The organism is Streptomyces sp. NPDC001717, assembly GCF_042892775.1.
Classification (GTDB): domain Bacteria; phylum Actinomycetota; class Actinomycetes; order Streptomycetales; family Streptomycetaceae; genus Streptomyces.
Genome location: NZ_JBIAUK010000045.1, coordinates 1 through 22,315, shown reverse-complemented (window position 1 = coordinate 22,315; position 22,315 = coordinate 1). Strand labels below are relative to the sequence as shown.

27 protein-coding genes are annotated in these 22,315 nt (G+C 71.9%); 22 read left to right on the top strand and 5 right to left on the bottom strand.

Annotated elements, in window-relative coordinates:
- Positions 1–27: 27 nt before the first annotated feature.
- Entirely contained in the window at positions 28–1,242 is a 1,215-nt protein-coding gene (locus ACFYZL_RS37910) for a S1C family serine protease (protein WP_388685455.1), read from the bottom strand.
- Positions 1,243–1,400: 158 nt separating this feature from the next.
- Here ACFYZL_RS37910 and ACFYZL_RS37905 point away from each other — a divergent pair, with 158 nt between their 5' ends.
- Positions 1,401–1,850, top strand: a complete 450-nt coding sequence (locus ACFYZL_RS37905) for a hypothetical protein (protein WP_388685453.1) — start codon at positions 1,401–1,403, stop codon at positions 1,848–1,850.
- 86 nt (positions 1,851–1,936) lie between these two features.
- On the opposite strand, the gene ACFYZL_RS37900 is transcribed toward ACFYZL_RS37905, so the two are convergent.
- Both ACFYZL_RS37900 and ACFYZL_RS37895 read right to left on the bottom strand, forming a co-directional pair.
- Positions 1,937–2,959, bottom strand: a complete 1,023-nt coding sequence (locus ACFYZL_RS37900) for a LacI family DNA-binding transcriptional regulator (RefSeq protein ID WP_376659501.1) — start codon at positions 2,957–2,959, stop codon at positions 1,937–1,939.
- Positions 2,960–3,050: 91 nt separating this feature from the next.
- On the bottom strand, positions 3,051–3,824 hold the full coding sequence (locus ACFYZL_RS37895; protein WP_384745463.1) for a response regulator transcription factor: 774 nt from the start codon (positions 3,822–3,824) through the stop codon (positions 3,051–3,053).
- A gap of 472 nt (positions 3,825–4,296) precedes the next feature.
- Here ACFYZL_RS37895 and ACFYZL_RS37890 point away from each other — a divergent pair, with 472 nt between their 5' ends.
- The 13 genes from ACFYZL_RS37890 to ACFYZL_RS37830 all read left to right on the top strand — a co-directional run bounded on the left by ACFYZL_RS37890 (position 4,297) and on the right by ACFYZL_RS37830 (position 14,505).
- A complete protein-coding gene (locus ACFYZL_RS37890) occupies positions 4,297–4,551 on the top strand; it encodes a MoaD/ThiS family protein (RefSeq protein ID WP_384589029.1) in 255 nt (84 codons plus the stop codon).
- Between the two features lie 10 nt (positions 4,552–4,561).
- A complete protein-coding gene (locus ACFYZL_RS37885) occupies positions 4,562–6,517 on the top strand; it encodes a hypothetical protein (protein ID WP_388685448.1) in 1,956 nt (651 codons plus the stop codon).
- Between the two features lie 64 nt (positions 6,518–6,581).
- Entirely contained in the window at positions 6,582–7,298 is a 717-nt protein-coding gene (locus ACFYZL_RS37880; RefSeq protein ID WP_384745465.1) for a DUF2993 domain-containing protein, read from the top strand.
- 155 nt (positions 7,299–7,453) lie between these two features.
- Positions 7,454–7,543: an Ms5788A family Cys-rich leader peptide gene (locus tag ACFYZL_RS37875; protein ID WP_350875872.1), complete on the top strand. Its 90-nt coding sequence runs from the start codon at positions 7,454–7,456 to the stop codon at positions 7,541–7,543.
- A 182-nt stretch (positions 7,544–7,725) separates the two neighbouring features.
- Positions 7,726–8,571, top strand: coding sequence for a sulfurtransferase (locus ACFYZL_RS37870; RefSeq protein ID WP_384745467.1), 846 nt, complete (start codon positions 7,726–7,728; stop codon positions 8,569–8,571).
- A gap of 67 nt (positions 8,572–8,638) precedes the next feature.
- Entirely contained in the window at positions 8,639–8,929 is a 291-nt protein-coding gene (locus tag ACFYZL_RS37865) for a DUF1416 domain-containing protein (RefSeq protein WP_384745469.1), read from the top strand.
- Positions 8,930–9,065: 136 nt separating this feature from the next.
- A complete protein-coding gene (locus ACFYZL_RS37860) occupies positions 9,066–9,329 on the top strand; it encodes a DUF3099 domain-containing protein (RefSeq protein ID WP_384745471.1) in 264 nt (87 codons plus the stop codon).
- A gap of 137 nt (positions 9,330–9,466) precedes the next feature.
- On the top strand, positions 9,467–10,318 hold the full coding sequence (locus tag ACFYZL_RS37855; protein ID WP_388685445.1) for a hypothetical protein: 852 nt from the start codon (positions 9,467–9,469) through the stop codon (positions 10,316–10,318).
- Positions 10,315–11,226, top strand: coding sequence for a hypothetical protein (locus tag ACFYZL_RS37850; RefSeq protein WP_388685442.1), 912 nt, complete (start codon positions 10,315–10,317; stop codon positions 11,224–11,226). The genes ACFYZL_RS37855 and ACFYZL_RS37850 overlap by 4 nt, the downstream gene beginning before the upstream one ends.
- A complete protein-coding gene (locus ACFYZL_RS37845) occupies positions 11,223–12,149 on the top strand; it encodes a hypothetical protein (protein ID WP_384745476.1) in 927 nt (308 codons plus the stop codon). The genes ACFYZL_RS37850 and ACFYZL_RS37845 overlap by 4 nt, the downstream gene beginning before the upstream one ends.
- Before the next feature lie 273 nt (positions 12,150–12,422).
- Entirely contained in the window at positions 12,423–12,995 is a 573-nt protein-coding gene (locus tag ACFYZL_RS37840) for an FABP family protein (protein WP_384735241.1), read from the top strand.
- A 64-nt stretch (positions 12,996–13,059) separates the two neighbouring features.
- A complete protein-coding gene (locus ACFYZL_RS37835; RefSeq protein ID WP_384745478.1) occupies positions 13,060–13,515 on the top strand; it encodes a Fur family transcriptional regulator in 456 nt (151 codons plus the stop codon).
- Between the two features lie 21 nt (positions 13,516–13,536).
- Complete coding sequence (locus ACFYZL_RS37830) at positions 13,537–14,505, top strand: YgfZ/GcvT domain-containing protein (RefSeq protein WP_384745480.1); 969 nt, start codon at positions 13,537–13,539, stop codon at positions 14,503–14,505.
- 10 nt (positions 14,506–14,515) lie between these two features.
- Here the strand turns inward: ACFYZL_RS37830 and dtd are convergent, their stop codons facing one another.
- Positions 14,516–14,941, bottom strand: coding sequence for a D-aminoacyl-tRNA deacylase (gene dtd / locus ACFYZL_RS37825; RefSeq protein WP_376659489.1), 426 nt, complete (start codon positions 14,939–14,941; stop codon positions 14,516–14,518).
- A 135-nt stretch (positions 14,942–15,076) separates the two neighbouring features.
- On the opposite strand from dtd, the gene ACFYZL_RS37820 reads away from it, so the two are divergent.
- From ACFYZL_RS37820 to ACFYZL_RS37785, 8 genes are all read left to right on the top strand, one after another.
- The gene (locus ACFYZL_RS37820) at positions 15,077–15,652 is read left to right on the top strand and encodes an AmfC protein (protein ID WP_384745482.1); all 576 of its coding nucleotides are present in this window, start codon (positions 15,077–15,079) and stop codon (positions 15,650–15,652) included.
- 80 nt (positions 15,653–15,732) lie between these two features.
- A complete protein-coding gene (locus ACFYZL_RS37815) occupies positions 15,733–16,977 on the top strand; it encodes a GNAT family N-acetyltransferase (protein ID WP_384745484.1) in 1,245 nt (414 codons plus the stop codon).
- A 65-nt stretch (positions 16,978–17,042) separates the two neighbouring features.
- Positions 17,043–17,801 (top strand): putative protein N(5)-glutamine methyltransferase, encoded by a 759-nt coding sequence (locus tag ACFYZL_RS37810; protein WP_388685491.1) that lies wholly within the window; start codon positions 17,043–17,045, stop codon positions 17,799–17,801.
- Positions 17,802–17,949: 148 nt separating this feature from the next.
- Positions 17,950–18,297: a DoxX family protein gene (locus ACFYZL_RS37805; RefSeq protein ID WP_384745487.1), complete on the top strand. Its 348-nt coding sequence runs from the start codon at positions 17,950–17,952 to the stop codon at positions 18,295–18,297.
- A 302-nt stretch (positions 18,298–18,599) separates the two neighbouring features.
- Positions 18,600–19,007 (top strand): hypothetical protein, encoded by a 408-nt coding sequence (locus ACFYZL_RS37800; protein ID WP_388685437.1) that lies wholly within the window; start codon positions 18,600–18,602, stop codon positions 19,005–19,007.
- A gap of 102 nt (positions 19,008–19,109) precedes the next feature.
- Positions 19,110–19,511, top strand: a complete 402-nt coding sequence (locus tag ACFYZL_RS37795; protein WP_384745490.1) for a helix-turn-helix domain-containing protein — start codon at positions 19,110–19,112, stop codon at positions 19,509–19,511.
- A gap of 18 nt (positions 19,512–19,529) precedes the next feature.
- Entirely contained in the window at positions 19,530–20,087 is a 558-nt protein-coding gene (locus ACFYZL_RS37790) for a hypothetical protein (protein WP_384745492.1), read from the top strand.
- 130 nt (positions 20,088–20,217) lie between these two features.
- Positions 20,218–20,559, top strand: a complete 342-nt coding sequence (locus ACFYZL_RS37785; protein ID WP_384745493.1) for a DUF2516 family protein — start codon at positions 20,218–20,220, stop codon at positions 20,557–20,559.
- Between the two features lie 13 nt (positions 20,560–20,572).
- Here ACFYZL_RS37785 and ACFYZL_RS37780 read toward each other — a convergent pair whose 3' ends face one another.
- On the bottom strand, positions 20,573–21,910 hold the full coding sequence (locus ACFYZL_RS37780; protein WP_388685433.1) for a PP2C family protein-serine/threonine phosphatase: 1,338 nt from the start codon (positions 21,908–21,910) through the stop codon (positions 20,573–20,575).
- Positions 21,911–22,315: the final 405 nt, after the last annotated feature.

The window sequence follows — 22,315 nt, the reverse complement described above, 5'->3', positions numbered from 1 at the left end:
GGGCGCCTCCCAGCCTCGCACGACGGGCTAATAGGAGGTGCCGAAGCCGTTGGTGGGGGAGTTCCCGGTGTCGGAGGTGCCACTGCCGCCCGGGCCGCCCTTGCGCAGGGAGTCCAGGTCGGCCTTGATCGTGTTGACCGGGATGGCGAAGCCGAGGCCGACGCTGCCCGCGCTGGACTTGCTGTTGGTGGGGGAGTAGATCGCGGAGGGCATGCCCACGATCTGGCCGTTCATGTCGACGAGGGCGCCGCCGGAGTTGCCGGGGTTGAGGGAGGCGTCGGTCTGGATGGCTTTGTAGGTGGCGGTGTTCGAGCCGGTCCGGCCGTTGAACTGCTGCCCGCCGAAGGAGAAGGGCCAGCCGTCGTCGCCCTGCTGGGGCGACTGCTGCTGCTCGGACTTGTCGACGGTGACCTCGCGGTTCAGGGCCGAGACGATGCCGCTGGTGACCGTGCCGGTGAGGCGGTCGGGGGAGCCGATGGCGACGACCTGGTCGCCGACCTTCACGTTGTCCGAGTTGCCGAGGGAGGCCGCCTTGAGGCCGCTCGCGCCCTGGAGCTTGACGAGGGCGAGGTCCTTGTCGGGGTCGGTGCCGAGGACCTGGGCCTTGTACTTCTTGCCGTCGCTCATCGTCACCTGGATCTCGGAGGCGCCGGCGACGACGTGGTTGTTGGTGACGATCTCGCCGTCGGAGGTGACGACGATGCCGGAGCCGGTGCCCTGGCCGGAGCCCGTACGGGTGTCGATGCGGACCACGGAGGGGCTGACCTGCTCGGCGACGCCCGCGACGGTGCCGTTGCTGGACTGCGAGACGTTGGTGCCGTTGACGCCGCCGCCGGAGGAGCCCTTGACGAGCATCAGCTGCTGGACGGCGGCCGCGGTGCCACCGCCGACCACGGCCGCGGCGAGCGCGACGGCGGCCAGCAGCGCGACGGGCTTCTTGGCGCGGGGGGCGGGGCCGTGCGGGGCGGAGCCCCAGGTGCCCCAGCCGCCGGAGCCGCCGGAGCCGTCCGAGGCGTTGGCGGCCGGGGGGACCGTCTCGCCCTGGAGCACCGGGGGCTGGGGCTGGTGCGCCTCGTGCCAGCCGGGGGCGGCGGGCGGGTAGCCGGGCGGCGGCGGGTAGGACCCGGCCGCCTCCTGCGTCTGCCGGTCCTGTCCGCGCTGCCAGTCATCGCCGAAGGGGGCGTGCTGGGTCGGGCGGTGTTCCTGGGGGTACTCGCCTTCGCGGCGGAAGTTCTCGGTCATGGTGACGACTCTGTCCGCCGTTGATGAGAGCTTCCTGAGTCTGGGCTGAGAAGCCCGACAGAACCGCGTATGCCCGAAATAAGTGCGCTTCCCCGGGGCGCCGTACTCCGCTATCTTGAACGTGTTCAGATGAACGTGTTCAAAATCAGGGGGCGAGCATGGACGCGAACGGGAACGGGACGACGACGGGGACCGGAACCGGAACCGGGACTGGAATCCAGACGGTGATCGGAACGGTGATCGGGGCCGGAGCTGGGGACGAAGCCGGGGACGCACGTCGGACGGTGGCCGCTCTGCCGTGGGGCGCGGCCGTGGCCGCCGTCGCGGTGGCGGTCGCGATGTCGCTCGTCCTCGGTGGCCGGGACTTCCTCGGGCTCCTGCTCTTCCAGTCCCCGATCGTCCTGCCGCTCCTGATGCGGTGGGCGCCGAAGGCCTTCGCGGCGGCCTGCTTCGCCGTGGGCGCGCCCATGCTGTTCCTGGGCGCGCTCATCGCCCTCTTCGGGATCCCCGCGTTCCTCGTGGCGCCCGCGCTGCTGATCTTCGCGGCCCTCGCGGACCGCGCCGACCGGCACACCGGGACGAGGGCCCGCGGCTTCCGGACGGCGTAGCGGCAGCCGCGGGCTTGCGTGGCCCGACAACGCGGCGAGGTGCCGTGCCGGGCGTCGTGAGGCGGTGGACCTTTCCGGTCAGAGCACTAGCGGCAGCCGCAGGAGCGGCGGATCACCAGGGCCGACGGGAACTGCTTCAGCCGCTCGCGCCGGGAGCCCGACACGCGCACGGCGTCGTCCAGGACGAGGTCCACGGCCGCGCGGGCCATCGCCGTGCGGTCCGAGGCGATCGTGGTCAGGGGCGGGTCCGTGAGGGCCGCCTCCTTCACGTCGTCGAAGCCCGCCACGGCCAGCTCCCCGGGCACGTCGATGCGCAGCTCGCGGGCGGCCCGGAGCACACCGATGGCCTGGTCGTCGGTGGCGCAGAAGATCGCCGTGGGGCGGTCCGGCCGGGCCAGGACCTCCAGCGCGACCTGGTACGCGTCGTACCGGTTGTACGGGGCCTCGATGAGCCGGCCCTCGGTCGAGCGGCCCGATTCCAGCATGGCCCGGCGCCAGCCCTCGACGTGGTCGGCCACCGGGTCGCCGACCGACGGGGTGTTCTCGATGCCGCCGATGCAGGCGACGTACTCGTGGCCGTGCTCCAGCAGGTGCCGGGTCGCCATCTGGGCGCCGCCGATGTCGTCCGTGATGACCGCGACGTCGTCGATGGCCTCCGGGCGCTCGTGCAGCAGCACCACCCGCGCGTCCCAGGCCTCGATCTCGCTCGCGGCCTGCTCGCTCATGCCCTGGCTGACCAGGATCAGCCCCGAGACCCGCATGCCGAGGAAGGCCCGCAGGTAGTGGACCTCGCGCTCGGTGCGGTAGTCGGAGTTGCCGACCAGCACCATCTTTCCGCGCTCGGCGGCGGCCTGTTCGACCGCGTGCGCCATCTCCGCGAAGAACGGTTGGCGCGCGTCCGGGACGATCATGCCTATGAGGTCGGTGCGCCGCGAGGCCATCGCCTGGGCGACCCGGTCCGGGCGGTAGCCCAGGTCCTTGATCGCGGCGAGGACACGCTCGCGCGTGGCCGGGGCGACCGGCCGGGGTCCGTTGTTGATGACGTAGCTCACGACGGCGGTAGACGTACCCGCAAGTCGTGCAACGTCATCCCGCGTCACCTTGGCCACGTGCGGGAGTCTACGCGGGGTGACCTACCTCTGGGCAGGGCGTCCTGCCGAGTGGACGGTCACACCGACTTCGGCCGACCGGGTGAAGGCCTCACCCGGAGTGTACGGAAGCCTGGGTGGACGCCTGCGCGGACGCCTGCGCCGTGGCCTTCGCGGCGGCCTGCGCGGCCGCCTCCGCCGCCGCCCGTTCCACCTTCTCCGGGGTCACGAAGCGGTAGCCGACGTTGCGCACCGTGCCGATCAGCGACTCGTGCTCGGGGCCGAGTTTCGCGCGCAGCCGCCGTACGTGCACGTCGACCGTGCGGGTGCCGCCGAAGTAGTCGTAGCCCCAGACCTCCTGGAGCAGCTGCGCACGGGTGAAGACCCGGCCCGGGTGCTGCGCGAGGTACTTCAGCAGCTCGAACTCCTTGAAGGTCAGGTCCAGGACACGGCCCTTCAGCTTCGCGGAGTACGTCGCCTCGTCGACCGACAGGTCACCGTTGCGGATCTCCATCGGGGAGTCGTCCGAGCCCATCTGCTGCCGGCCGGTGGCCAGCCGCAGCCGCGCCTCCACCTCGGCGGGGCCCGCGGTGTCCAGCAGTACGTCGTCGATGCCCCAGTCCGCGGTGACCGCGGCCAGACCGCCCTCGGTCACGACCAGGATCAGCGGACAGCCGGGCCCGGTGGAGCGGAGCAGCTGGCACAGCGACCGCACCTGCGGCAGGTCGCGGCGGCCGTCCACGAGGATCACGTCGGCGCCCGGGGTGTCCACGAGCGCCGGACCCTCGGCCGGGGCCACCCGGACGTTGTGGAGCAGCAGGCCGAGGGCGGGCAGCACCTCGGTGGAGGGCTGCAGGGCGTTGGTGAGCAGCAGCAGGGAGCTCATGCCCGACCACCCGCCCCGGTCGGACGGTGGTGCACGGATCGCTGGTCCATCACGTCGGTTCCTCCTCGGTCCCGTCGAGGACGTGCGCGGTTCTGCTTCGTACGGTGTCGTGCGCGGTCCCGCCGGCGTCCTCGCGGCCCCGCGCCCTGAGGCGTGCGGGGACGGCCGGTGTTCCCGTCTCGTTCAACGTGCTGAAAGCACAAAAGGACCCGGGGGCAACGTTGCCCGGATCCTCTCGCCACGAGAATAGCCCACCGGCCCTTTCGGGGCCGAGGCCTCTTCCGCTTCCGATTCTGTGGTTCCTGCCACGCCCACGCCCCTCGTATGCCCTGGTTTCACCGGATCGGCGGCCCGCCGGGCGGTGCGGTGGGGCCGACCGGGCGCACCCGGGGCGCGCGGAAGCACGCCGGGGGCGGGCGCGCGAGGGGTCATCATGGAGGCCGACGGTAGAGAGCCGACGATAGGAGCTGCAGTGGCAACCGGAACCATCCGCTACTGGGCGGCGGCCAAGGCCGCGGCCGGGACGGCGGAGGAGCCGTACTCGGCGGGCACACTGGCCGAGGCGCTCGACGCCGTGCGGGAACGCCACCCCGGGGAGCTGACCCGGGTCCTGCTGCGCTGCTCCTTCCTGGTGAACGACGAGCCCGTGGGCAAGCGCCCGCACGATGCCGTCCTGCTGACCGAGGGGGGCACCGTCGAGGTGCTCCCGCCGTTCGCGGGCGGGTGAGCGGAAACCGATGAGCACGCCCGAAGAACAGCAGCCACAGCAGCCCCATCCGCCGCAGCCCCATCCGCAGCAGGACCCGGCCCCGGACCCATACGGGACGCAGACCTGGCAGGCCGACACCTGGGACACCGGCTACCAGCCGGTGCAGCCGGTGCAGCCGGTCCAGCCGGTCCAGCCGCCGTTGGGCGCCGTCCCCGGCCGGCCGGTGGCCCCTGAGGGCTGGTTCCGCGACGAGCCCCAGGCCGGTGCCGCGGGCGCGGCCCCGGCTCCGACCGGCGTGCCGTGGCCCGGGGCCCAGGGGGCCGAGGCCTATCCGTCGTACCCGGCCGCGCAGGCGCAGGAGCCGCAGGTCGCCGGTTCGTGGTCGGACGGGTCGGGCGCGGTCCCGGCCGCCGAGGCCTATCCGTCGTACCCGGCCCCGCAGGCGCAGGAGCCCCAGGCCGGCGGCCCGTGGCCGGACGGCTCGGGCACGGGCGCCGACGCGTACCGGCAGGCTCAGCAGGCGCAGGCGGGCCGGCCCGTCGCCCCCGAGGGCTGGTTCCGGGACGAGGCCCCGGCCCCGGCCCCCGCCCAGGACTGGTCCCGGGGCGCGGTCCCCGCCGCCCCCGCTCCGGCGGCGGAGACCCCCTACCTCCCGCAGCACGCCGCCCCGGCGGCCTCGGCCGCGGAGACGGCGTACCTGCCTCCGTACCCGGGCCCCGAGCCGCAGCCCGCGGCCCCGCAGGCCGCCGTGCCCGCTTCGGCCGCCGAAACCGCGTACCTGCCGCCCTACCCCGGCCCACAGGCCGCCTCCGCGCAGCCCGCGGAGGCGGGCGCCGCCGAACAGACCGCCTTCCTCCCGCCCTACCAGGCCGACCCCGGGGCTCAGGCGCAGTCCGCCGTGCCCGAGGGCTGGTTCCGGGACGAGGCCCCGGCCCCGGTCCCCGCCCAGGACTGGTCCCAGGGCGCCGGGACGGCCGTCTCGGCTGCCGAGACGGCGTACCTGCCGCCCTACCCGGGCCCGACGGGCCCGGCGGAGCCGGAGGGGGCCGCCGAGCAGACGGCCTTCCTGCCCCCGCAGACAGCCGCGCCCGCAGCCGTTCCCGCAGCCGTTCCCGCAGCCGCGCCCGCAGCCGGCGCCGCGGCCGCGGCGGCCGCCGAGCCCGCCGCAGGCGAAGCGGCCGAGGACAGCGCCTGGTCGCCCCCCACCCTCGGCGGGAACACCCTCCGCGCCGTCGACCCCGCGCAGGCCCGGGCCGAGGGTCGGTCGCCGATCATCGACCCCGGTCCGCAGTCGGCCATACTGACCGCCGCCCTCGGCCTGCTGATGGCCCTCGCCGCCGTCCTCGGCCAGTACGCCCTGCTCGCCCCGCTGGTCGCCCTCCAGGCGCTCACCGCGGCCGGCTGGTTCCGCCTCAACGGCATGTGGCCGGCCCGCCAGGGCATCGCCCTCGCCTTCGCGGGAGCTCTCGTCTCCGACGTCGCCGTGCTCGCCGTCGACGATGCGTACGGCCCCGGCGCGATCATCGGCACCCTCGGCGCCTGGGTGCTGATCACCCTCGTCCTCCAGCTCCGCAGCCACGCCGACCCGGACGAGCGCATGTACGGCCTGATGGCCTCGGTGGCCTCCGCCGCCCTCGCCATCGTCTGCGCGGGCTGGCTCGCGGCCGACACCGCCGCGGTCTCCGTCGGCGCGGTGGCCGTCGCGGTGGCCGCGTTCACCCGCGCCCTGCCGCTGCCCACGGCCCCCTCCGTCGGTGTCGCGCTCGCCTCGGCCGCCGGCTCCGGCCTCGTCGTGGGCGGGCTCACCGACCTCGGTGTGGGCGGGGCCCTGGTCGGGCTCGCGGCGGGCGTCTGCGCCCTGATCGGGCTGCGCGTGGCCGCGTACGACTATCCGTCGAAGTTCGTGCACATGACGGCCGGCGTCGCGCTGCCGCTCGCGGTGGCCGCTCCCGCCGTGTACCTCATCGGCCGGGTGGTGAGCTGATCTGTCCCTGACATCGGACGTGGTCAACTGGAACGCACGTACCGGACTGACGGGGGAGGGGCGCGTGCGGGTTCTGCGTGTCGTTGTGATCATCGGAGTGGTGCTGGGCGCCCTGTTCACCGGGGTGGACCGGTGGGCGGTCGGCTACGCCGAGAACAAGCTCGCCGACCGGATCCAGGCCCGGCAGGGCCTGGCCGGCAGCGCGGAAGTGGACATCCACGGATTCCCCTTCCTCACGCAGGCGCTCAGCCACGACCTGGACCAGGTCGACCTGAAACTCCGGGGCGTCGAGGTGATGGCGGACGGCCGCAAGACGCGCCTCTCGCAGCTCGACGCGAGCTTCCGCGGGGTCAAGCTCGCCGGGGACTACGCGGGCGGGACCGCCAAGCGGGCCGAGGGCTCCGGGCTCATCACGTACGCCGACCTCACGGCGGCCTCCCAGACCGGCGCGACCCTCTCCTACGGCGGGGCGCCCGGCAAGGTGAAGGTCTCCGTGGGGGTGGAAGTGCTCGGCAAGACCCTCACCCGCAGCGTCGTGTCCACCGTCACCCTGGTGGACGCGGAGGGCGGCAAGGGCGGAAAGATCGTCCGGGTGCACGCCGACGAGGTGCCGGGCGAGGGCATACCCGGCCTCGAACGGCTCGTCCGCAAGCGGACCGACTTCGACCGCAGCCTCGACGCGGGCCTGCCGGCCGGGCTCCAGCTCACCGCGCTGACCTCGGACGAAGCGGGCGTACACCTCGAACTGGGGGGTTCGGACGTGGTGCTGGCCGGATCGTGAGACGGAGCGGTCCGATCCGCAGAAGGGCGGGCCGCGGAACGGCTCCGGGAGGCGGCGCGACGGTCGTCCGACGGGTTCACATCCCATAATTCGGACGATCCCGTCTCGGGATATGACACACCGGTGACAGGGCGGCTGATTCGTCCCTACGATCCATGGCTATGAAGCATCAGCAGGCGGACCTCACGAAGCGGCGGGCAGTAGACCTGTGTCGCGTCGCCGCCATGCTCTGTCGATCCATGTGACTTGTGAGCGATTCCGCTCCATACGACCGGACGACGGCCGCACGACCGGCCCTTCCCGCGTGACCGCACCCGCCTCCTGATCCCTGACGCCTCCCCGCGCAGGTCCGGAAGCGCACCCGTACGCACGCAACAGCAGCGCAGCACCCGTACAGCCCCCGCAGACTGCCCCGGAGGAGAACACCATGAGCCGCAGCGACGTCCTCGTAGACGCCGACTGGGTCGAGGCCCACCTGAACGACGCCAACGTCGTCATCGTCGAGGTGGACGAGGACACGTCCGCGTACGACAAGAACCACATCACCAACGCCGTCCGGATCGACTGGAAGACCGACCTCCAGGACCCGGTCCGCCGTGACTTCGTGGACCAGGAGGGCTTCGAGAAGCTCCTCTCCGCCAAGGGCATCTCCAACGACGACACCGTCGTCCTCTACGGCGGCAACAACAACTGGTTCGCGTCCTACGCCTACTGGTACTTCAAGCTCTACGGTCACCAGGACGTCCGCCTCCTCGACGGCGGCCGCAAGAAGTGGGAGCTCGACTCCCGCGACCTGGTCGACGGCAAGAACGTCCCGAACCGCCCGGCCACCGAGTACAAGGCCAAGGCCCAGGACACCTCCATCCGTGCCTTCCGCGACGACGTCGTGGCCGCGATCGGCGCCCAGAACCTGGTCGACGTCCGCTCGCCCGACGAGTTCTCCGGCAAGCTGCTCGCCCCGGCGCACCTGCCGCAGGAGCAGTCGCAGCGTCCCGGCCACGTGCCGAGCGCCCGCAACATCCCGTGGTCGAAGAACGCCAACGACGACGGCACCTTCAAGTCCGACGAAGAGCTGACCGCCCTCTACGAGGCCGAGCAGGTCGACCTGGCGAAGGACACCATCGCCTACTGCCGCATCGGTGAGCGCTCCGCGCTCACGTGGTTCGTGCTGCACGAGCTCCTGGGCCAGGAGAACGTCAAGAACTACGACGGCTCCTGGACCGAGTACGGCTCGCTCGTCGGCGTGCCGATCGAGCTCGGCGCCAACAAGTAACCACGGCGGCGGGCACGCGACGCCCTCGCAGCAAGACGTAAGACCTCTCTAGGACAGGACAGAGAACATGTGTGGAGCACAGATCGGCGGGCCTTCCCTCGACACGCTGAAGCCCGGTGAGACCGCGATCCAGGGCCAGATCACCCAGGGCGGCGAGCCGGTGTCCGGCTACGTCCGCCTGCTGGACTCGACCGGCGAGTTCACCGCCGAGGTCCCGACCTCGGCCACCGGCCAGTTCCGTTTCTACGCGGCCCCCGGCTCGTGGACGCTGCGCGCGCTCGTCCCGGGCGCCAAGGCCGACCGCGCCGTCGTGGTCGCCGAGGCCGGCGGCGTGACGGACGTGGCGATCGCGGTCTGACGGACCGTGCCCGCGCACCGCGGCACCGAATGACCGGCCGAAGGGCCGCACCCCAGGGGGTTGGACGCTGTCTGGGTGCGGCCCTTCGTGCTGTCCGAGCCCTTGCCCGGAGCCGGGGCGGTTCTACCCTGGAGCTATGTACGCCAGGCGTAGGCGCATCTACTTCCTGCTCATGGGCGGATGCCTGTTCCTCTTCGTCTCCGCCTGGTCCTTCGTGCGCCTGCTCTCGGTGCCGGCGGCGGTGGCCATGTGCGTGGTCGCCATGGTCATCCCGCCGGTCGCCGCGGTGATAGCGAACCGGCGCGGCCCGGACGACCGCTGGTGGGACGATCCCTCCGGCGATCCGAAGTCCGACGAGTGGTGGGACGAGCTGGACGGGAAGCGGCGCCGCGAGGACTGAGCCGGTCGAGCCGTCGAGCCGGATCCAACCCGGCGAGATAAGAATGTAATAAGCATTCATACAACCGAGTCCCCCTTGATCAGGTCATGGATACGCGCAGGTAGTCACCTGTGCCTCATGTCCTGTGGGGGACTCCTTTGGAACACGAACAGACCATCCCCGAGCAGCGAAAAGAGGCGGAGACCAGCCCGGATTCGGACACTCGGGACCAGCTCTCCACCTCTGATGCCGCCGAACCCGATGCCGAGGTCGAAGCCGCCGCCGATGCCGTCGGCCCGCGCCGCCGTCGCGGTCGTACGACGCTCCTGATCGCGGGCGCGGCCGCCCTCGGCGTGCTCGCGGGCACGGTCACCGGCTACGCCATCCAGTACGACCGCGAACCGACCCCGCTGCCGCCGCTGGCGCAGACGGTCGTGACGCCGAAGGCACTGGCGCCCGACGCCACGACGTCGAACAAGACGATCAACGCCAACCGCTGGCACAAGACGGACGACGACCTCGCCAAGCTGCTGATCGAGGCCCCGAAGGGGGCGAAGGTGGTCGACGGCGCCGGTTACGAGTCCCTCGACTGGTTCGCCACGAACTACGAGTCGCCTGGCGAAGGCCTCCACCACATCCTCGACGACGACCTCCGGCGCGTCGTGTCGACGTCGTGGTCGGAGGGAGAGGACATCGAGGTCGAGGTGCGGCTGCTGCAGTTCCGTGACCGCCGTACGGCGGAGTACAACCAGCGGCACCAGACCACCTACCGGCAGGAGGAGGCCGCCAACGCCGGTGCGGCCATTCCGGGTGTCGCCGACGGGGCCGGGCACGTGTGGGTGGCGTCCAAGGCCGAAGAGAAGCCGGGGTACCACCCGCTCCGCGTCGGAACGGCGGAAGCCCGCCGTGGGGACGTCGTGGTGGAGATCTTCTACTACGAGAAGCGCGGCAGGAACATCGCCGAGGACGTGCTCATCGACCTGGCCAAGCGACAGCTGGAGCGACTGTGACCGAGCCGCAGAACGAGACGAACCCGGCTCCCGAGGTCACGCGGCCCGCTGCGGATCCCGCGACGCCGGCCACCGGGGCAGCCGAGACCCGGGCAGCCGCCGAGACCCCCGCAGCCGCCGAGACCCCGGCAGGGGCCGGGCCGGAGGCCGTCGTGGCGCAGGCGGAGCCCGCGCGGCGACCGGTCGACCGCAAGAGGGTCACCCTCGCCGCCGCGGGCCTGGGCGTGGCCCTCCTCGTGGGTGCCGGCGCCTGGGGCGCCTTCGCGATCGCCGACGCCGACCGCACCTCGCCGACCCGCTACTGGACGGCCGAGGGGGTGTCCCCCGGGAAGGGCGAGACGCCGCCGGCCGTGCCGCCGAACGAGCTGACGGGCAAGTTGCTGCCGGTGCCGAGCGGTTTCCGACTGGGCCCGGACCTCGCCGGCGACGGCAACAACTTCTTCGTCTCCGGCGAGGCTGCCGTCGAGAGCCTCAAGGAAGCCCGCAACGGCCTGTCCAGCACCGACCGCAAGAAGCGCGACGAGGCGTTCGCGAAGCTGAAGCTCAAGGGTGTCGCCGGGCGCAGCTACACCAAGGACGGTGGCGGGATGGGGCTGGAGGTAAGCCTGATGCAGGCCGACCCGGCTGCCCTCGGCCAGTTCTCCGAGATGAGCAAGAAGCTCTTCGACCTCCTCGGCGACGGTCGCGACGCCCCGAAGGTGGACGGCTACCCGGACGCCAAGTGCTCGCTCTTCGCCATCGGCGAGGAGAAGAAGGAGAAGATCGACTCGATCGACTGCGTGGCGGTCCAGGGCGACGTACTGGCCAGCTTCCACGCGTACGGGCCCAAGCCCTTCTCCGCCTCCGAGGCCGCGGAGTTCTTCAAGAACCAGCTGAACCACCTGAAGACCCCCGGGGAGAGCGTGTGACCGAGCAGAACACGACCGCAGGTGCCGTGGAACCGGTCGACATGGTCAAGTCCCCGGCCCCGCAGGACGCGGCGCCCGTGACCGCGGAAGCCGCCCAGGGCCCGGCGTCCGCGGCCGCGGAAGCCCCCGAAACCGCCGAAACCCCGGAGGGCAGGGCGCCCAAGGACCGCCGCAAGCTGTTCGCCTTCCTCCGCTGGACCGCGGCCGTCACCGTCTTCGCCGTTGCCGGCGCGGGCGTCGCGTACGGGATCACGCTCCCCGAGCGCACCGACATCCCCGGGCTCTCCACGAAGGACGACGGCCGGTGGGTCTTCCCGCAGCTGGTCAAGCCCACGCTGCCGCCCGGCGCCGCCCAGCCGTTCGCCGAGGACAACAAGGACGGCATCCACTACGCGGCCGCACTGGAACTGCTGGTCCCCGCCCCGGAGGGGTCCGAGCAGGACCCCGCGCTGAAGCTCGAGAAGGACTCCGTGGTGTCCCCCGACACCTTCCTGGAGGAGTACGAGTCCACCGCGCGCGAGAAGATGAAGCAGGGCTTCACCGACGAGGGCCTGCGTCAGATCGTCGGCCGCGGCTGGCTGATGCCGGACGGCACCCGCACCCGTGTCTACCTGCTGCGCTTCCACTCGTCCGGTTTCGCGAACACGTTCGAAGGCTGCGGCCTCAACGCGAGCGTCAACGGCGTCAAGCGCCTGGAGCCCGACAGTGCCTGGGCCAAGGTCAAGAGCAGCCAGTCCGCTCCGTCGGGCATCGGGGTCCTGTCCCTGTACTCGGAGGCCCGCCCGTACGGCGACGACCAGGTGAGGCTCGGCTGCGTCGATTCGGGAGACCTCCTCGCCGTCGTCTTCCAGACCCGCAAGGGCGAGGTGGCGACCGTTCCGTTCCACCAGACGGTGATGCTGCAGGGCCGGCTGCTGCACTGACCGCCGGTACGGCCCACCTCACACGGTGCGCCGGTCCCCGGCCCAGTAGGCTTGGGGACCGGCCCCGTACAGCCCCAGAAACGAATTCCGAGGAGCACCCCGTGCTTGAGGCAGTCTTCACCTCCCTGCTGGTCCTGGTCTGCGTCGGCGTCTTGGCCTTCACCGGCCTGGCGGTCAAGAAGCTGTACCAGGGTCAGCGCTGAGCCCCGGCTCCACAGCCGGCCCAGCAGACCGCCCCGGAACCCCTCCCACAGATCGCCTGAGCAGCCATTCATGATCCAGATCCCGTCCGACCTGAACCCCGGCCTCGTCCCCCTGGCCTTCCTCCTCGGCACCTGGGAGGGCGCGGGAGTCTTCGACTTCCCCGGTGAGGAGAAGTGCAACTTCGGTCAGGAAGTCGTCTTCGGCCATGACGGCCGGGACTTCCTGGAGTACACCTCCCACTCCTGGGTGCTCGACGCCGAAGGCAACAAGGTGCGGCCGCTGGAGTCCGAGTCGGGCTACTGGCGCATCGACAAGGACCGCAACGTCGAGATCGTCATGGTCCGCGACCAGGGCGTCGTCGAGGTCTGGTACGGCTCGCTCGCCGATCAGAAGCCGCAGATCGACCTGGTCACGGACGCCGTCGCGCGCACCGCGGCCTCCGGTCCGTACAGCGGCGGCAAGCGGCTCTACGGCTACGTCAAGAGCGACCTGATGTGGGTCGGCGAGAAGGCCACGCCCGACGTCGAGCTGCGTCCGTACATGTCGGCCCAGCTGAAGAAGGTCGTCACGCCCGAGGAGGTCGCCGAGATGGCGCGCAACCTCCCGGACATGCCGGACGACGGCATCGCGTTCTTCCGCTGATCCGCGTGCGCCGAAGGGGACCGGGGCTCGCTCCCGGTCCCCTTCGCGCGCTTACACTGGCGGGGTGGTCAGCACCGAGAACCCCGAGGGCACCGACTGGAAGAGCGACCTGCGGCAGCGCGGTTACCGGCTGACACCGCAGCGCCAGCTCGTGCTGGAAGCCGTCGACACCCTGGAGCACGCCACTCCGGACGAGATCCTCGCCCAGGTGCGCAAGACCGCCTCCGGGGTCAACATCTCCACCGTCTACCGCACGCTGGAACTCCTCGAGGAACTGGGCCTCGTCTCGCACGCCCACCTCGGGCACGGCGCCCCCACGTACCACCTCGCCGACCGGCACCACCACATCCACCTGGTCTGCCGTGACTGCGCGGACGTCATCGAGGCGGACGTGGACATCGCCGCCGACTTCACCGCGAAGCTGCGCGCCACCTTCGGCTTCGAGACCGACATGAAGCACTTCGCGATCTTCGGGCTGTGCGAGAAGTGTTCCGCCAAACACCGTGACGGCCACGCGTAGCGGAGTCGTACGCTTGGTCCCATGACCAGCAGCCCCTTGCTCCACCTCCCCGGCGCCGTGCAGGCCGAAGGCCGCGACGAGGGCGTCGCCGCCCATTACGGCGAGCTGTACGGCGAACAGCGCGCCCTCGCCGACGGCCGGGGCTTCGTCGACCTCTCCCACCGCGGGGTCGTCACCGTCAGCGGGCCGGAGCGGCTGAGCTGGCTGCACCTGCTGCTCACCCAGCACCTCACCGAACTGCCCGCGGGCCAGGCCACCGAGGCGCTGATCCTCTCCGCCAACGGCCACATCGAGCACGCGCTCTACCTCGTCGACGACGGCGAGACCACGTGGGCGCACGTCGAACCCGGCACCCAGGGGGAACTGCTCGCCTACCTGGAGGCGATGAAGTTCTTCTACCGCGTCGAAATCGCCGACCGCACCGACGAGTTCGCCGTCGTGCACCTGCCGGCCGGGTCCATCGCCGAGGTGCCCAAGGAGTTCACCGTCCGGGAGACCGCGCACGGCCGTGACGTCTTCCTGCCCCGCGCCGAGTTGGAGGCCTTCGCCGCCGCGCACGGTCCGGCCGCCGGACTCCTCGCGTACGAGGCGCTGCGCGTCGAGGCGCACCGGCCGCGGCTCGGCCTGGAGACCGACCACCGGACCATCCCGCACGAGCTGGGCTGGATCGGCACCGCCGTCCACCTCCAGAAGGGCTGCTACCGCGGTCAGGAGACGGTGGCCCGCGTCCACAACCTGGGGAAGCCCCCGCGCCGCCTGGTCTTCCTGCACCTGGACGGCTCCGAGGTGGTCCTCCCGGCGCACGGCGCGCCCGTCCGGCTCGCCTCCGACGGGGAGGAGGGCCGGCAGCTGGGCTTCGTGACCACCGCCGTACGCCACCACGAACTCGGCCCGATCGCGCTCGCGCTGGTCAAGCGGAACGTTCCGGTGGACGCGCCGCTGCTGGTCGGCGGGACGGCCGCCGCGCAGGAGGTCGTCGTAGCGCCGTGATCTCCGCGCGCTAGATGTCGATGACGATGGTGAACGGGCCGTGGTTGGTCAGCGAGACCCGCATGTCCGCGCCGAACCGGCCCGTCTCCACCGTCGCGCCCAGCGCCCGCAGCTGCGCCACGACCTCGTCCACCAGCGGCTCGGCCACCGGGCCGGGCGCCGCCGCGTTCCAGGTGGGGCGGCGGCCCTTGCGGGCGTCGCCGTAGAGCGTGAACTGGGAGATCACCAGCAGTGGGGCGTTCACGTCGCTGCAGGACTTCTCGGCCTCCAGGATCCGCACCGACCACAGCTTGCGCGCCAGCAGCGCCGCTTTCTCCGGCGTGTCGTCGTGGGTCACCCCCACCAGCACGCACAGCCCCTCGCCGACGATCTCGCCCACGGTCTCGCCGCCCACGACGACGCTCGCGCCGTCCACCCTCTGCACCACAGCTCGCATACCACCTGTGTACCAGCCTTGCACCCGTCCGGGGCCGATCGGGTGGAGTACGACTGCGTCCGGACCACGGAGAGTGGCACGATGCACGCAGGCGGTGCGGGTGGCCGCACCGGTCGAGGGGACGGACCCGTTCGTATGAATACTTCTGGTACCTCCGTACCTGCATCACCCGCTTCCGTCGCAGCTGCCGCGGTACGACCGCCCGCGCAGCGCACCGGCGAACAGCCGGGGCCGGAGGACCCCACCACCGAGCTCGGGCTCCCGGAACTGCGCGCGTTGCGCCGGGACGCGCAGCGCGACGAGGCCGATCTGAGCTACGTACGGCGGCTGCTCCAGGGCCGCATCGACATCCTGCGGGCCGAACTCGCCCGGCGTGCCGACCCCGAGGCGCCCGTGGTGGACCGGCTCTCGGAGATCCTCGCCGACGCCCCCTCCAGCCGCAGCGCCTCCGCCCGGCACGTCACGCTCGGCACCCCGCACGGCGAGGAGTACCGGCTGTTGGCGGCGGAGATGCTGGCCGACGTGGAGCTGTCGGACCTCGGCGCCCGCACGGACGACGAACTGTACGAGGGGATGGGCAAGCTGGTGCGCTACGAGCAGCAGGTCTCGCGGCGCCGGCAGCAGCTCCAGCGGACGGTCGACGACTGCAGCGCGGAGATCACCCGGCGCTACCGGGAGGGAGAGGCGCAGGTGGACGACCTGCTGGCGTAGGCGGTCCGGGGAGGGAAGGGTGCTCGGCAGGGCGGAAAACCGGGCGACCGGGCGTCGGACCGGCGATTAGCGTGGCGGCCATGAGTGCAGACGTCCGGCCGATCGCCGAATCCGAACTCCCCGAGTGGCTGAGGACCGTGAACACCGGTTTCCTGACCACCGCCCGTGTCACCGACTCCGACGTGGCCCAGCGGGCCAAGTACAACGACCTCGCCCGGACGTTGGGCGCGTTCGACTCCGAGTCGGGCCGCTGCGTCGCCGCCTTCCGTTCCTTCGCGCAGCAACTGACCGTGCCCGGCGGGGCGTCCGTCCCGTCCAGCGCGGTCTCCAACGTCGGCGTGCTGCCCACGCACCGCCGCCAGGGGTTGCTGTCCCGGATGATGGCCGACGAGCTGGCCGCCGCCGCGGCGCGCGGTGACGTGCTCTCGACGCTGATCGCCGCCGAGTACCCGATCTACGGGCGGTACGGCTACGGCCCCGCGGCCTCCGTCTCGGAATGGGAGATCGACGTACCGCGTACCGGACTGGACCCGCGCCTCGCCGCCCCCGCGGACGGCGGCCGGATCGACCTGGTCGACGTGGACGAGGTCCGGCGGGTGGGGCCGGAGCTGCACGAACGGCTGCGGGCGCGCACCCACGGCGCCGTGAACCGGAACGAGCGCTGGTGGAACCTGGCGACCGGGCTGGAGGAGATGTCGTACCGCCCGTACAAGGAGAAGTTCTTCGCGGTGTACCGCACGGCGGCCGGTGAGCCGGCCGGGCTGGTCGCGTACGGCGCCGACGACCACTGGACGGACGCGAAGGTCCCGCAGAACACCGTGCAGGTCCACGACCTGCTGGCGGTCACCCCGCAGGCGGAGCGGGCGCTGTGGCAGTTCCTGTGCTCCATCGACTGGGTGACGAAGGTCCGCACCGGCTACCGCGCCCCCGACGACCTGGTCGCCGACCTGCTGCCCGACCCGCGCTCGGCCCGGATCGTGACGGCCTCGGACTTCCTGTGGGTGCGGCTGCTGGACGTCGTACGGGCCCTGGGTGCGCGGACGTACGCCGCACCGGGGATCCTCGTACTGGAGGTCACGGACGCGGCGGGCCTGTCGGACGGCCGCTACCGACTGGACGCGGGCACCGGCGCGTGCGAGCGGACGGAGGAGCCGGCGGACCTGAGCCTGGACGTGGCCGCGCTCGGCTCGCTCTACCTGGGTGACGGGTCGGCGGTACGGCTGGCCGCGCTCGGGCGGGTGACGGAGCGGCGGCCGGGGGCGGTGGAGCTGGCGGACGCCGTGTTCCGCACGGCCCGCCGGCCGTGGTGCCCGGACGTCTTCTGAGACCGACGAGCGACGAGCGACGAGCGATGACTGAGGACTGGGGACGGATTTACTTGACGCACTCGATGTCACTGGTGGAAGCCCTGCGCGCGGCAGGCTGCGTCTTCGCGGAGGAGGAGGCGCAGTTGCTGGGCGGGGCCGCCCGGGACGACGCCCACCTGGCGGAGCTGCTGGCCCGCCGGGTCGGCGGCGAACCGCTGGAACACGTCGTGGGATGGGCGGAGTTCTGCGGGCTGCGCATGGAGGTGGGCGAGGGGGCCTTCGTGCCGCGCCGGCGCACCGAGTTCCTCGTGGGGGAGGCCGCGGCGTTCGCCCGGCCCGGCGCGGTGGTGCTCGACCTGTGCTGCGGGGTCGGCGCCCTGGGCGCGGCGGTGGCGGCGCGGACCCCGGGCGGGGTGGAGCTGCACGTGGCGGACGTGGACCCGGTGGCGTTGGCGTACGCGCGGCGCAACGTGGCCCCGTACGGCGGCACGGTGTGGGAGGGCGACCTGTACGGTCCGCTCCCCGCCTCCCTGCTCGGCCGGGTGGACGTACTGGTGGTCAACGCCCCGTACGTGCCCACGGAGGAGATCGGGCTCATGCCGCCGGAAGCGAGGGACCACGAACCGCGGGTCTCCCTGGACGGGGGCGCGGACGGCCTGGACGTCCATCGGCGGGTCGCGGCGGGCGCCCCGCGCTGGCTGGCGCCGGGCGGCCGGCTGCTGATCGAGACGAGCACCCGCCAGTCGCCGTCGACGGCGGCGGCCCTCACGGCGGCGGGTCTCGCGACGAAGGTGGTCGTCTCGGAGGAGTTCTACGCGACGGTGGTCGTCGCCGAGGCCTGACGGGGCCTGACCAGGGTCTGAGCGGTCTCCGGAAAAAACTTTCGGCCGCCCTGTCACAACCCGGTCCGGTGGCGGGTCAGTGGAGTGAAGCAGGCGGGAAACACGACCGGGCGGGTGTCGCTCCGGGGCCCGCCCGAGGGGAGCTCACATGTCCACCACCGCTGTCGTTTTCGCTCTGGTCGGTGCGCTGATGGTCGGTTTCTCGGCCTACTCGGTGTTCGCGAAGGCCGAGTTCGTGGTCGGGCCGCTGAGGGAGTACGGGGTTCCGGAGTCGATCTGGACGTTCCTTGGAGTGGCGAAGGCGGCGGGCGCGGTGGGTCTGGTGGTCGGGATCTTCGTCCCGCTGATCGGCATCGCGGCGGCGGTCGGGATCGCCCTGTACTTCGCGGGGGCCGTGATCACGACCTTCCGGGCCAAGGCGTACGCCCACGCCGTCTTCCCGATCATGTACGCGGCCCCCGCGGTGGTGGCCCTGGCGCTCGGCTTCAACGGCTGAGCCCGCGGCGACGAGATTCGACACGAGGGGGACCGAGATGGCCGGGCCGAAGGGCACCGGGACGGACTGCGACCGTCTGATCCGGCTGGTGCCGCCGCCCGCGGTCCCCGTGGACGCCCGCGGGGACTGGACCGCCGCGGAGAACGCGATCGGCACCCGGCTGCCCGATGACTACAGGCGGCTCGTCGAGACGTACGGCTGGGGAGAGTTCGGCGATTTCCTCTACCTCCGGACGCCGTTCGGTACGAACAGGCACAACGGCCAAGGGGTGGGCCATCGGACGGGTCGACTCCCGTCTGGTGATGGAGGAGGAGCCGGGGCTCGCACCGTGGTTCAACGCCTTCCGCCCCCGTGTCGAGCGGTACCTGCTGCTGTCGGAAGGGCCCCTGCCCCACTCCGAGCGCCTGCGGCTGCTGCGCGGGGCACTGGCGCCCACCGTGGACCGGGGTTCGTGGCGTTCCGAACACGACGGGACCGCAGGGCAGGACCATTTCGCCACCGTCGACACCGACTGGCTGCTCACCTACGACCGGTCCAACCCTCACATGATCCGGATCGGCTTCCCGCCCGAGGACGGGGAACGGGCGCGGCGGCGGCCCTTCGCCGCCGTCCGGCTCATGGAGTGCGAGGTCGTCGAGATCACGACCGTGGCCAGGACCCCCTTGCCGGCCTGGGACGCGGTCACGGAGGAGGACGAGGGCGACGAGTGACGCTCCAGATCGGCCCGATCGGCCCGATCGGCCCAGAGCAAGGGTGGGAGATGTTGCAAGCAGCTGCTTGCAAAAGTTAGCAAGGTGGGGCAGGGTGGGGGCATGGCATCGCTCAACGTCGGAAACCTCGGCGAGTACCTCCGTGAGCAGCGTCGACAGGCCCAGCTTTCGCTGCGGCAGCTGGCCGACGCGGCGGGGGTGTCGAATCCGTACCTGAGCCAGATCGAGCGCGGGCTGCGCAAGCCGAGCGCGGAGATCCTGCAGCAGCTGGCCAAGGCGCTGCGGATTTCCGCGGAGACGCTGTACGTGCAAGCCGGGATCCTGGATGAGCGGGACCGGGACGAGGTGGAGACGCGGGCCGTCATCCTCGCCGACCCGTCCATCAACGAGCGGCAGAAGCAGGTGCTGCTCCAGATCTACGAGTCGTTCCGCAAGGAGAACGCGCTCGATGCGCCGGCCGAGGCACCGGGCGACGAGATGCCGCCGAAGACGAACTGGAATTGATCCGGGAGGACCAGCCACATGGCCATCGCCGATGACCTGAAGAAGACCCTCACCGACCCCACCCCGCTCTACTTCGCCGCCGGCACCGCGGACCTCGCGGTGCAGCAGGCCAAGAAGGTGCCGGGGCTTATCGAGCAGCTGCGCGCCGAGGCCCCGGCGCGCATCGAGGCCGTGAAGAACACCGACCCGAAGGTCGTGCAGGAGAAGGCGAAGGAAGCGGCCAAGGAGGCGCAGGAGGCGGTCACCGCCAAGGTCGCCGAGGTGCTCGGCGCGATCGACCCCAAGAAGCTCGGGGAGACCGCCCAGGACCTGGCGCTGCGCGGGGTCGGCGTGGCCGCGGAGTACGCCGTGCGCGCCAAGGAGACCTACGACAAGGTCGCCGAGCACGGTGAGCAGGCCGTGCGCGCCTGGCGGGGCGAGGTCTCCGAGGAGATCGTCGACATCGCCGTGGCCGTGGAGCCCGCGCCCGAGGCGGAGCCCGCCGCGGAACCGGCCGCGGAGCCGGCGGCCGAGGCCGCCCCCAAGAAGGCCTCCGCGCGCAAGACCACGGCGAAGAAGGCCACGGCCGAAGCGTGAGAGTGTGACGGGCCGGGCACCTGGAGGGTGTCCGGCCCGTTGTGGTTCGTGAGGGCACCTGTGCCGGTAGCGTGGAATGCGCAGGTGTGTACGGGTATGTGCGGCGGAGAAGAAGAAGGCGGTCGAAGCGATGCTGATGAACGGGTTCGACAACGGGGTGCTCCCGTTTCTCGGGTTCGCCATGCTGGCGCTCGCCGTCGTGGCGTTCGTGTTCGCGCTGCTGGCGCGCGATGACGCCTACCGGGCGGCCGACAAGCAGACCAAGACCTTCTGGCTGGTCATCCTGGGCGTCACGGTCCTGGTGGACTTCTTCCTGGCGTCGATGCTGTTCCTGACGATCGCCGGACTGGTCGCGACCATCGTGTTCCTCGTCGATGTCCGCCCGGCCCTCAAGCAGGTCTCGGGCGGCGGCCGGCGCAGCGGTGGCAGCAGCAGCGACGGGCCGTACGGCCCGTACAACGGCGGGCGGTAGGCCCCGGGCTCCCTCAGGCCTCGGCGCGTGAGAGCAGGACCACGGCCACGTCGTCGGTGAGTTCGCCGCCGTTGAGGCGGCGGGCCTCGGTGACGGACGCCTCCAGCAGGCCCTCGCCGCTCAGACCCCGGTCCAGGTGGCGGTTGATCATCTCGACCATGCCGTCCTGCCCGAGGCGTTCCTTGCCCTCGCCGATCCTTCCCTCGATCAGGCCGTCCGTGTAGAGCATCAGGCTCCACGTGCCACCGAGCTCGACCTGGCGGCGCGGCCAACGGGCGCGCGGCAGCAGCCCGAGTGCCGGGCCGCTGTTCTCGTACGGGAGCAGGCGCGCGGGACGCCCCGGCCTGGACACCAGCGGGGCCGGGTGGCCGGCCAGGCACAGGCCCGCGTGCCGGCCGTCGGGGGAGATGTCGACCGTGCACAGCGTCGCGAAGATCTCCTCGCACGGGCGCTCCACTTCCAGGACCTCCTGGAGGGTGGCCAGCAGGTCGTCGCCGCACAGACCGGCCAGGGTCAGCGCGCGCCAGGCGATGCGGAGTTCGACGCCGAGGGCGGCTTCGTCGGGGCCGTGGCCGCAGACGTCGCCGATCATGGCGTGGACGGTGCCGTCGGGGGTGCGGACGGCGTCGTAGAAGTCGCCGCCGAGGAGGGCCCGGCTGCGGCCGGGGCGGTAACGGGCGGCGAAGCGGAGGTCGGAGCCTTCGAGCAGGGGCGTGGGGAGCAGGCCGCGCTCCAGGCGGGCGTTCTCCTGGGCGCGCAGTTTCGATTCTGCAAGCTTGTACTGGGCGATGTCCGCCCGCTTTCTCTCCACCGCGTAGCGGATGGCCCGGCTCAGCAGCCGGCCGTCCAGCTCGTCACGGAAGAGGAAGTCCTGGGCGCCGACCCGCACTGCCTCGGCGGCGCGCTCGGCGTCGGCCTCGGAGGTGAGGACGAGCACGGCGTGCCGGGGCGCGAGGCGGAGCACCTGCCGCAGGATGGCGAGCTGGTCGACGGCGGTGGCGGTCGCCGTGGCGGTCGCGGTCGCGGTCGCCCGGGGGCTCGTCTCCGGGAGGGACAGGTCGAGCAGGATGCAGTGCACGTCGGGGGTGAGCAGGCGCTCGGCCTCGACGAGGTTGCGGGCGGTGCGGAGCCGGATGCGGTGCCCGTCGGAATCGAGGATCTCGGGGACGGTGAGGCCGCCGGCCGGGTCGTCCTCGATGACGAGGAGGGTCAGCGGGCTCGTGTGCGGGGGCGCGGTGGCCGTCGCCGTGGCCGTTGCCGTGGCGGTGGTGGTCGTGCCGGCCGTGTGCAGAACGGCCTGACCGCTCGCCTCGGCAGTGGTCTCCCGCTGCCTCGGTACGGGTACGGGCATCGTCTCCGGTTCCTTCCCTCCCCCCGAGGATGGTGCGGTCGTCCGGCCGACCCTAGCTGCCGGGCCGGGCGAGCGGAATGGCGTTGTGGATCGGGAGCTCCGGCATATGCCGCTATCACGGGGGAAATTCGGCCTCACTGGATGACAAACGTCACGACGGGACCGTTGTCCGTCCCGTCTGGCGAGACGTATGAGGGCCTCGATTGGTTGCCCGTTCCCGACGATCCAGACCATTCGCCCATCCCGTACCGCCGCGTTGTCGGGGTCGGGTGTGTGGCGGGGCGGCCCCCACTTGGCACTCCCGCGCCGGCGGGGTCGGGTGTGCGGTGGGGCGCCCCCGCAGGGCGTCGAACGAAACCCGCTCGTGTTGCCGGTGCCGCATGGGGTTCGACGCCCGAGGAGGTG

What these genes read in the sequence shown, in the direction of transcription:
- ACFYZL_RS37910 (WP_388685455.1), bottom strand. Translation starts at nt 1,242, where the DNA reads ATGACCGAGAACTTCCGCCGCGAAGGCGAGTACCCCCAGGAACACCGC.
- ACFYZL_RS37905 (WP_388685453.1), top strand. Translation starts at nt 1,401, where the DNA reads ATGGACGCGAACGGGAACGGGACGACGACGGGGACCGGAACCGGAACC.
- ACFYZL_RS37895 (WP_384745463.1), bottom strand. Translation starts at nt 3,824, where the DNA reads ATGAGCTCCCTGCTGCTGCTCACCAACGCCCTGCAGCCCTCCACCGAG.
- ACFYZL_RS37885 (WP_388685448.1), top strand. Translation starts at nt 4,562, where the DNA reads ATGAGCACGCCCGAAGAACAGCAGCCACAGCAGCCCCATCCGCCGCAG.
- ACFYZL_RS37875 (WP_350875872.1), top strand. Translation starts at nt 7,454, where the DNA reads ATGGCTATGAAGCATCAGCAGGCGGACCTCACGAAGCGGCGGGCAGTA.
- ACFYZL_RS37870 (WP_384745467.1), top strand. Translation starts at nt 7,726, where the DNA reads ATGAGCCGCAGCGACGTCCTCGTAGACGCCGACTGGGTCGAGGCCCAC.
- ACFYZL_RS37865 (WP_384745469.1), top strand. Translation starts at nt 8,639, where the DNA reads ATGTGTGGAGCACAGATCGGCGGGCCTTCCCTCGACACGCTGAAGCCC.
- ACFYZL_RS37860 (WP_384745471.1), top strand. Translation starts at nt 9,066, where the DNA reads ATGTACGCCAGGCGTAGGCGCATCTACTTCCTGCTCATGGGCGGATGC.
- ACFYZL_RS37840 (WP_384735241.1), top strand. Translation starts at nt 12,423, where the DNA reads ATGATCCAGATCCCGTCCGACCTGAACCCCGGCCTCGTCCCCCTGGCC.
- ACFYZL_RS37830 (WP_384745480.1), top strand. Translation starts at nt 13,537, where the DNA reads ATGACCAGCAGCCCCTTGCTCCACCTCCCCGGCGCCGTGCAGGCCGAA.
- dtd (WP_376659489.1), bottom strand. Translation starts at nt 14,941, where the DNA reads ATGCGAGCTGTGGTGCAGAGGGTGGACGGCGCGAGCGTCGTCGTGGGC.
- ACFYZL_RS37820 (WP_384745482.1), top strand. Translation starts at nt 15,077, where the DNA reads ATGAATACTTCTGGTACCTCCGTACCTGCATCACCCGCTTCCGTCGCA.
- ACFYZL_RS37815 (WP_384745484.1), top strand. Translation starts at nt 15,733, where the DNA reads ATGAGTGCAGACGTCCGGCCGATCGCCGAATCCGAACTCCCCGAGTGG.
- ACFYZL_RS37810 (WP_388685491.1), top strand. Translation starts at nt 17,043, where the DNA reads ATGTCACTGGTGGAAGCCCTGCGCGCGGCAGGCTGCGTCTTCGCGGAG.
- ACFYZL_RS37805 (WP_384745487.1), top strand. Translation starts at nt 17,950, where the DNA reads ATGTCCACCACCGCTGTCGTTTTCGCTCTGGTCGGTGCGCTGATGGTC.
- ACFYZL_RS37800 (WP_388685437.1), top strand. Translation starts at nt 18,600, where the DNA reads ATGGAGGAGGAGCCGGGGCTCGCACCGTGGTTCAACGCCTTCCGCCCC.
- ACFYZL_RS37795 (WP_384745490.1), top strand. Translation starts at nt 19,110, where the DNA reads ATGGCATCGCTCAACGTCGGAAACCTCGGCGAGTACCTCCGTGAGCAG.
- ACFYZL_RS37790 (WP_384745492.1), top strand. Translation starts at nt 19,530, where the DNA reads ATGGCCATCGCCGATGACCTGAAGAAGACCCTCACCGACCCCACCCCG.
- ACFYZL_RS37785 (WP_384745493.1), top strand. Translation starts at nt 20,218, where the DNA reads ATGCTGATGAACGGGTTCGACAACGGGGTGCTCCCGTTTCTCGGGTTC.
- ACFYZL_RS37780 (WP_388685433.1), bottom strand. Translation starts at nt 21,910, where the DNA reads ATGCCCGTACCCGTACCGAGGCAGCGGGAGACCACTGCCGAGGCGAGC.